Consider the following 6,698-nt stretch of genomic DNA (forward strand, 5'->3'; position numbering starts at 1 on the left):
AGCGGCAGGATATCCAGCCAACGGCGCGCGGCAAATGCGATTGCGATCAGCACCGCTGCGATGATGACTTCCACTTGAGCCATCGAGCCGTTGACCAGATATGTCGAACCGCTCATCCAGCGCATGAGAAGGACGGCTCTCGAATCTCCGGTTGAACTCAGAACGCCAACGACCGCGTCAACCATGGCGCTCAGTTCGATACCGGCCAGCAGCACCCGTTCAGGGGCGAAGGTGGAGCGACGTGAAGACAGAAGTATGACGCCGAGAACCGCAACAGCGCCAGCGACGGCGAAGACAAACTGTCCTGAAAAACCAGGGCTGACGGCAAAAAGCGCGATCGCTACGCCAAAGGTTGCGCCAGCGCTGATACCCAAGACCTCGGGGCTCGCCATCTCGTTGCCAGTCACCTTTTTGGAGAATGAGGCCAGCAACGCCAAGCTTTGCCCCGGATGCAAAAGCCGCAAGGACCTTCGGTGCCCGGATCGCGAGAATGTCGCCGAGGAACTCTCCGGAGACAACAGCCAAGGTGCCGTCGGGACCGCGACCGATAAGGAGGCTGATGGCGATAACCATCAGGAGGCCAACGACAGCAATGATGACGGGGACTTTTGAATTCCATCGGCGCAGGCTTTGACGCGCTGCTGATACCCATCCGACGTGCAACCTTGACAGCATCCTTCATCTCCTGCTCGTCGAGCCGATGGCGCCAGATCGGCTGCGCGATTGCGAATATCGCCACAAGATGACAATCGAAATATTCAAGTGTCTGTTGTTGCCTTGTCATGTATTTCAGTAACTCAATGAAATCGTTCTAATTTATGGAAGAGCAGCGCATTTTTGTGATATTGAAACTATTCTCGCCTTCAGAGCTTGAACGTTTGTGCGCAGAATATCTTTTATGGTCTCATCGGTGTAGCGCTGTATGAAATTGGACGATGTTGTCCGATCATCATTTTGAACTTGGTGGGGACCCCTGGTTTGGACAGGTACTGTTCGCGTTTTGAAATCCAGGCTGCGGTCGCAGGACGTCTGTCAAAGGTCTCGGTCTCGTGATAAGTCACGCCATCCTGCATGCCCCCAGCTCGCGCTCGGTAAGCGACGCTGCCATCATGCGCTTGCGCGCGCCGATAGTGCCCATGGGCGACTCCTAGTTGGGTCCACGGATTACTGTATTTGGTCAACTAGACCAGATACGGTGCCGGAATTGGCAAAAATGGCGCTTAACGAGCATGAACAAGACGATGAAAAGGTCCAGCAAGTGTCTGTAAATCCTAAAAACGTCAATTATTTCATGGCTCCCGTTTTTGCCGTTGCACCGATGATCGACTGGACGGACCGGCATTGCCGCGTCTTCCATCGCATGCTGACTCGTGAGGCTTTGCTCTACACCGAAATGATCGTGGCCGATGCGATCCTGCACGGCCCGCGCGACAAGCTGCTGGGATTCTCGGTGCAGGAACATCCCGTCGCCCTGCAGCTCGGCGGCTCGGATCCGGTAAAGCTCGCCGAGGCGGTGAAGATCGCCGTCGACTATGGCTATGACGAGATCAACCTCAATGTCGGCTGCCCCTCAGACCGCGTGCAGTCCGGCACGTTTGGCGCCTGCCTGATGCAGACACCGGCCATTGTTGCCGATTGTGTCTCGGCAATGAAAGCGGTGGCCACCGTCCCGGTGACGGTCAAATGCCGGATCGGGGTAGACGATCAGGAGCCTGCCGATGTGCTGCCGGATTTTCTCCGCCGGATGATCGGGGCAGGGGCTGACGCAATCTGGATCCATGCCCGCAAAGCCTGGCTGAAGGGGCTGTCACCGAAGGAGAATCGGGAAATTCCCCCGCTCGACTACGAGCTTGTCTACCGGATGAAGCGCGAAAACCCTCACGTCTTTCTCGGACTCAATGGCGGCATTACCGATCTCGATCAGGCAAGTGAGCATCTGACCGTCATGGACGGCGTCATGCTGGGCCGGGCCAGCTACCATAATGCGACGCTGCTGACCGACGTCGATCACCGCATTTATGGCACAGCCCACGTGCCAGTCGATTGGGACGGTATTCGCGATGCGATGATGGCCTATGCCGATCAGGTGATGGCGGGTGGTGGACGACTGAATCACGTGACCCGCCATATGATCGGCTTGTTCCAGGGCTTTGCCGGAGCGCGGCGTTACCGGCAGATCCTGTCGTCTGATGCAACGAAGCCCGGTGCCTCGCCGGCGCTGATCGCGGAGGCCTTCGCCGCCGTCGACATCACCGCCGGTCCGAAGCTCCAGCCCGGGCCAGCTGCCGAGGCCGCCGCCGAATAATCTGCGAAACAATCTGCGGTGCTCGCAGCGGAAGAAAATACCGAAAAACGAAAACGGCGCCCGTGGGGCGCCATTTCCTTGTTCGTGCTGAAGCAGCGATGTCGCGCTCCGGTCCTTGGCTATCAGCCGGCCTGGATGTTGACAGCCTTCGGGCCCTTGCCCATGCGGTCCGGCTCGGTGTCGAAGCTGACCTGTTGACCTTCCGACAGGGTGTCGAGGCCAGACGCCTGAACGGCAGAGATGTGGACGAACACATCCTTTGCGCCGCCATCCGGCGTGATGAAGCCAAAACCCTTGTCCTGGTTGAAGAATTTGACGGTGCCCTTGCTGGCCATGGGAGATGTTCCTTGATGTCCCGAGTGTGTCTCAAGCCCACCCGGCGACCGGGAAAGCCGTTGGCGTCCCGCCGTGGCAGGACCGTCGAGTGGTCGCGATAACGGGGAAAGAACGTCTACAATCGGGGAGGAAGCCCCCCTTGACCGCTTGGCGGTCGCTACAGCCAGTCCAGTCTCCGGGATCCGTAGTGCCCGAACAACTAAAGACGTATGGGCAATTCCAGCTGGTGACAAGAGCGAAAGAGTTGGCCGCTTGCCGAAATTCCTCCGCAATCGACACGGATCCTCCCAATCGAGGGGGGCTTTTGTCGCGCGTATGCCTCCCGTTAATCGGTTTCGATTAGCATCGTCGTTAATCGTAACCAACGAAACGTGATAGCCGTCGCTTGATGACCGGGGGACGACACGGTAGTCACACCATCTCGGGATGGCGTGATGCAAGCAGAGGCAAGACGGGGTGCCAGAGTGATCGATCCCTATGACATGCTCGGTGTCGGGCGCGAAGCCGACGAACCGACCATCAAGGCAGCCTATCGCAGGCTTGCCAAAACGGCGCATCCGGATGCCGGCGGCGACGCGGACCGATTCGCCAAAATTTCCGCCTGCTACGAACTCCTGAAGGATCCCGTCCGCCGCAAGGTCTATGACGACACCGGCTATGACCCGCAGCTCGCCGAGCCGACCGACCTCAAGGGTCTGATGGTGCTCGAATCGCTGGTCAATGACATGATCCTCGACGAGCGCGAGCCGGGCAGCTTCGATCCGGTCGCCTCGCTGCGCCGCAAACTGACCGACGATATTCTGAAGGCGCGCTTCCATATTCTCGAGCTCGAGCGCCATCGTGGCCGGGTGCGCAAACATATCGACCGTCTCGGCAAGCGCCCCGAGGCCGATGTGCTCGGCTCCATGCTGCGCGCCCGCACCCAGTCGATCACCGATGCGATCCGTGCCTCCGAGACCCAGATCCAGGCCATTGAACGCGCCTATAGCATGCTCGACGGCTATTCCTACGAGATGGAACAGGCGGCCGAGGTCGAGGTCGAATTGCCCAAGGCAGCAGAATAAGCCGAGGCCTTGGCTCGTCGGCGATTTCCTGCGGCACGCCATTCTTTGGCGCCGGAGCGGTAGCACCATCCGCGCCCCATCCAGATGCGAAGCCGAATTTGGAAACCCCGACGGCCGGTCGATTACCTTAATTTGTAACACATACAGTCCTCCTGCCTGATTCACGCATGGGGAAAAACATTATGGTTTCATCGATTTCATCCAGTTCCGGTAGCGTTGCCGTCTCGACCCTGTCCTCTTCCGGGTCGGTTTCACAGCTCAAGGCGCAGTTGGCGGCCAAGCAGTCGGAATTGTCGGCTGCGACCACTGAAGAGGAAAAGGCGACCCTCACCGAGGAAATCGCGACGCTGAAGGCAAGCATTGCCGCGCTCGAATCGACCGGTGCCGCCGATAGCGCCGCCAGCACCGGAAACGCCACCCAGTCCCAGACCAAGTCTGCGCCGACGGTCAGCGTCACGACGGCCGACCGGGCAGCACCGGAAGCAAAGATATCCTCGGCCGCCGCCGATGTGCTGATGTCGCTCCAGGCGGGCGGCGTCTCAAGCCGTGACGACGAGTCCGCGACCGATGCTGCAACGGCAGCAGCCAAGGCCGAGGATGCGGCTAAGGCACAGGAACAGCTGGACGCAGCCGCCGAGGACGAGGACCGCGTCTGATCCGCCGCGATCCGAACGAGCTTGAACAAGGCGAAGAGGGGCGCAAGGGGCTTGCGCCCCTTTCGCAACTGCGTCATGCCGCTTGAAAGCCGGACGCGACTCGCGTGCATAAGTGTCCGGCAGGCAGGATCACGGGGACGGGCATGGACGAGGCAGGCCGGGCAGGGGGCGATGGCACGCGGCACGCGCTGCGGCGCGGTCCGGGCCGCCCCCGGCTGAACGAGGATTGCGAGATCCGGGCGCGGCTTGTCGGCATCGCCTTTTCGTTTTTTGTCGCCCATGGCTATGAGGCCACCTCCATTGCCGCGATCGCGGCGGCCGGGCAGGTCTCGAAGCGCACCGTCTACCGGCTCTTTCCCGGCAAGATCGATCTGTTTGCCGCCAGTGTCGCCCATCACCGCAGCCTGATGTTCAATGTCACGCCGCCAGATCCCGAGATCCCCGTGGAGGAGCAGCTGGCGCGGCTCTTTTGCATCGACATCGAGCCACAGGCCGCCGCCATCCGCGAATCCTTCGTCGCCCGCGCCGTCGAGGCCATGCGGCTCGAGCCCGCGCTGGTGCCCATCATCCATGCCGAAGGTGCCGACGCCTCGCGCCGGGCGCTGACTGACTGGCTGGCCGAAGGCAAACGCATCGGCCTGCTGTCGATCGACGACCCCTTCGAGACGGCCCATATCCTGATGGAAATCGTCTTCGGCGCCATGGCGCTCAAATCCGGGCAGGGCGCTGAATGGCCTGGTGGTGCCGACCGCGCCGCCTTCCTGCGCCGCTGCTTCCGGCTTCTGGTGACGGGCATCGGCGCCCGCTAAGCCGAAGAGCGCAGGAGGGCTCTGTCGCCACCGGAGACGGCACCAGGTTCGAGCAGGTCCGAACAAGTTCGCAGCCATCGCCAATTTTGGGGAAAATGTGTAAACCAATGTTGACACACTCATATGGTGTTTTAGAGTTACAACATACTCAGGTGGGTTAGCCGTTGTTGAAGACGGTATAGGCTCGGTCACCCCAGTAAGACTGGCAGGCAGTGAACGGGTCGGGTTCGGCAGATCGTGTATCGTCGAAGCAAGAGGTCGTTTCACTGAACGAGACTTCAAGCACAGCAATATGAGATTGGCTGGAGAACCCACACATGCAGCACGACGACTTTGTTTCGACGCGGGTCGAAATGATTCTATACTTTCCGCTGGCGCGCCGCGCCGAACTGGTACGCAGCTCCGCCCACAGGCTGGACCAGCTGAACGGTCCGCCCGCCACCGAATTCTGGAGGGCACTGTGCCGGGACCTGGCCCAAGAGCTTTTAGCGCTCGGCCACCCCTATGACGAGGCGCGGGATGAAATCCTGAATTTCCAGGATGCCGTTCATCTCGAATTGCGCCGGATGCATGATCAGCAGACAATCCCTCTCGACCGTCAGATGACAGCCAGCTGAGTCCAGGCTTGCAAGGCCGCGCGGCGGCGGATCCGGTTTGCCGGCTCCAGCCGCCGCAGCCTCCCGGCGATCTGTGCCGGAGCCTAGCTGTCATGGCAGGTTTAGCGGAGGGAGGAGCAAATCCTGGCAAACTGCTTGGGATCGGGATCGCGGCGCAGCCAGGTGCGCAGTCCGGCGCGTTCGCGGTCGGGATGCAGGCCGGGGCGCGCATGCACCTGCTGCAGCAGCGCCATCGAGTGACGCAGGCGCTCGGCTTTGTCAGGGTCCGCAGGCCAGGGCTCGCGTGCCTCGCTCCCGTAGATGAAATCCATGATGACCCGGCTGACCACCGCCTGTTGGCGCACAAACGTCGCATCGACCCCATGAATGCAGGGCGGCAGTTCGGTGGCCCGCCAGATCGGTTCTCCGAGCGGAGTGGCACGGCCCATGCAATGGCCGCTGCGGCGGCATTGCCGGGTGCGGCAGGTCGCCGGGTATCTGGCCAGGGCAACCATATTGCGCATCATGCGCAGGTCCAGCATTTCGGCATTGGGTCCGTTTGCGGTGTCCAGTTTGGGCATGGTGGTCTCCTTTCCGTGGGTTGGGTTGGATGGGGTGGGCGGCTTCTCCTCTCCCCCACAGGGAGGGGAGGTGGAACTGAACTTTCAAAAACCCCAAGCTTCGCCGCCGGTCGGACTCCTCGTCCTCCGGGTGTGCTTGAAACTTGTCTCGGACGGGGCGCCAGAAGCAGCCTGTCTAAGTATAAGTATGTGGCTCCTTCCTGCGCCCCGTTCGGCGTTTATTCCCGCTTGCATGCGTCTCTCTGGCAAGGCGGCGACGGTCTTCGGGGTGATCCCCAAAGATTGACCGGGCTAAGGGTCCGGCATCCGCATCACCACACGATGATACGTCCGCCTGGCCGGTGGCCCGGG

Annotated in this window: 7 protein-coding genes and 1 pseudogene; 5 read left to right on the forward strand and 3 right to left on the reverse strand. The window is 60.9% G+C overall.

Annotation, left to right across the window (positions count from 1 at the left end; all coding sequences use genetic code 11):
• Positions 1-624 (reverse strand): annotated as a pseudogene (locus tag IP76_RS23205) (iron chelate uptake ABC transporter family permease subunit); the annotation flags it as partial.
• A 634-nt stretch (positions 625-1,258) separates the two neighbouring features.
• On the opposite strand from IP76_RS23205, the gene dusA reads away from it, so the two are divergent.
• Entirely contained in the window at positions 1,259-2,305 is a 1,047-nt protein-coding gene (dusA, locus tag IP76_RS21310; RefSeq protein WP_306765501.1) for a tRNA dihydrouridine(20/20a) synthase DusA, read from the forward strand.
• Positions 2,306-2,427: 122 nt separating this feature from the next.
• Here dusA and IP76_RS21315 read toward each other — a convergent pair whose 3' ends face one another.
• On the reverse strand, positions 2,428-2,640 hold the full coding sequence (locus IP76_RS21315) for a cold-shock protein (RefSeq protein ID WP_054160253.1): 213 nt from the start codon (positions 2,638-2,640) through the stop codon (positions 2,428-2,430).
• Between the two features lie 435 nt (positions 2,641-3,075).
• On the opposite strand from IP76_RS21315, the gene IP76_RS21320 reads away from it, so the two are divergent.
• The 4 genes from IP76_RS21320 to IP76_RS21335 all read left to right on the forward strand — a co-directional run bounded on the left by IP76_RS21320 (position 3,076) and on the right by IP76_RS21335 (position 5,787).
• Positions 3,076-3,705, forward strand: coding sequence for a J domain-containing protein (locus tag IP76_RS21320; protein ID WP_156318683.1), 630 nt, complete (start codon positions 3,076-3,078; stop codon positions 3,703-3,705).
• A gap of 182 nt (positions 3,706-3,887) precedes the next feature.
• Positions 3,888-4,361, forward strand: a complete 474-nt coding sequence (locus tag IP76_RS21325) for a hypothetical protein (protein WP_054160255.1) — start codon at positions 3,888-3,890, stop codon at positions 4,359-4,361.
• Between the two features lie 143 nt (positions 4,362-4,504).
• Positions 4,505-5,170, forward strand: a complete 666-nt coding sequence (locus tag IP76_RS21330; protein WP_054160256.1) for a TetR/AcrR family transcriptional regulator — start codon at positions 4,505-4,507, stop codon at positions 5,168-5,170.
• Positions 5,171-5,487: 317 nt separating this feature from the next.
• A complete protein-coding gene (locus tag IP76_RS21335) occupies positions 5,488-5,787 on the forward strand; it encodes a DUF6074 family protein (RefSeq protein ID WP_054160257.1) in 300 nt (99 codons plus the stop codon).
• Between the two features lie 101 nt (positions 5,788-5,888).
• On the opposite strand, the gene IP76_RS21340 is transcribed toward IP76_RS21335, so the two are convergent.
• The gene (locus tag IP76_RS21340; RefSeq protein ID WP_054160258.1) at positions 5,889-6,347 is read right to left on the reverse strand and encodes a hypothetical protein; all 459 of its coding nucleotides are present in this window, start codon (positions 6,345-6,347) and stop codon (positions 5,889-5,891) included.
• Positions 6,348-6,698: the final 351 nt, after the last annotated feature.

This window comes from Rhizobium sp. AAP43, assembly GCF_001296045.1.
Taxonomy (GTDB): Bacteria; Pseudomonadota; Alphaproteobacteria; order Rhizobiales; family Rhizobiaceae; genus Allorhizobium.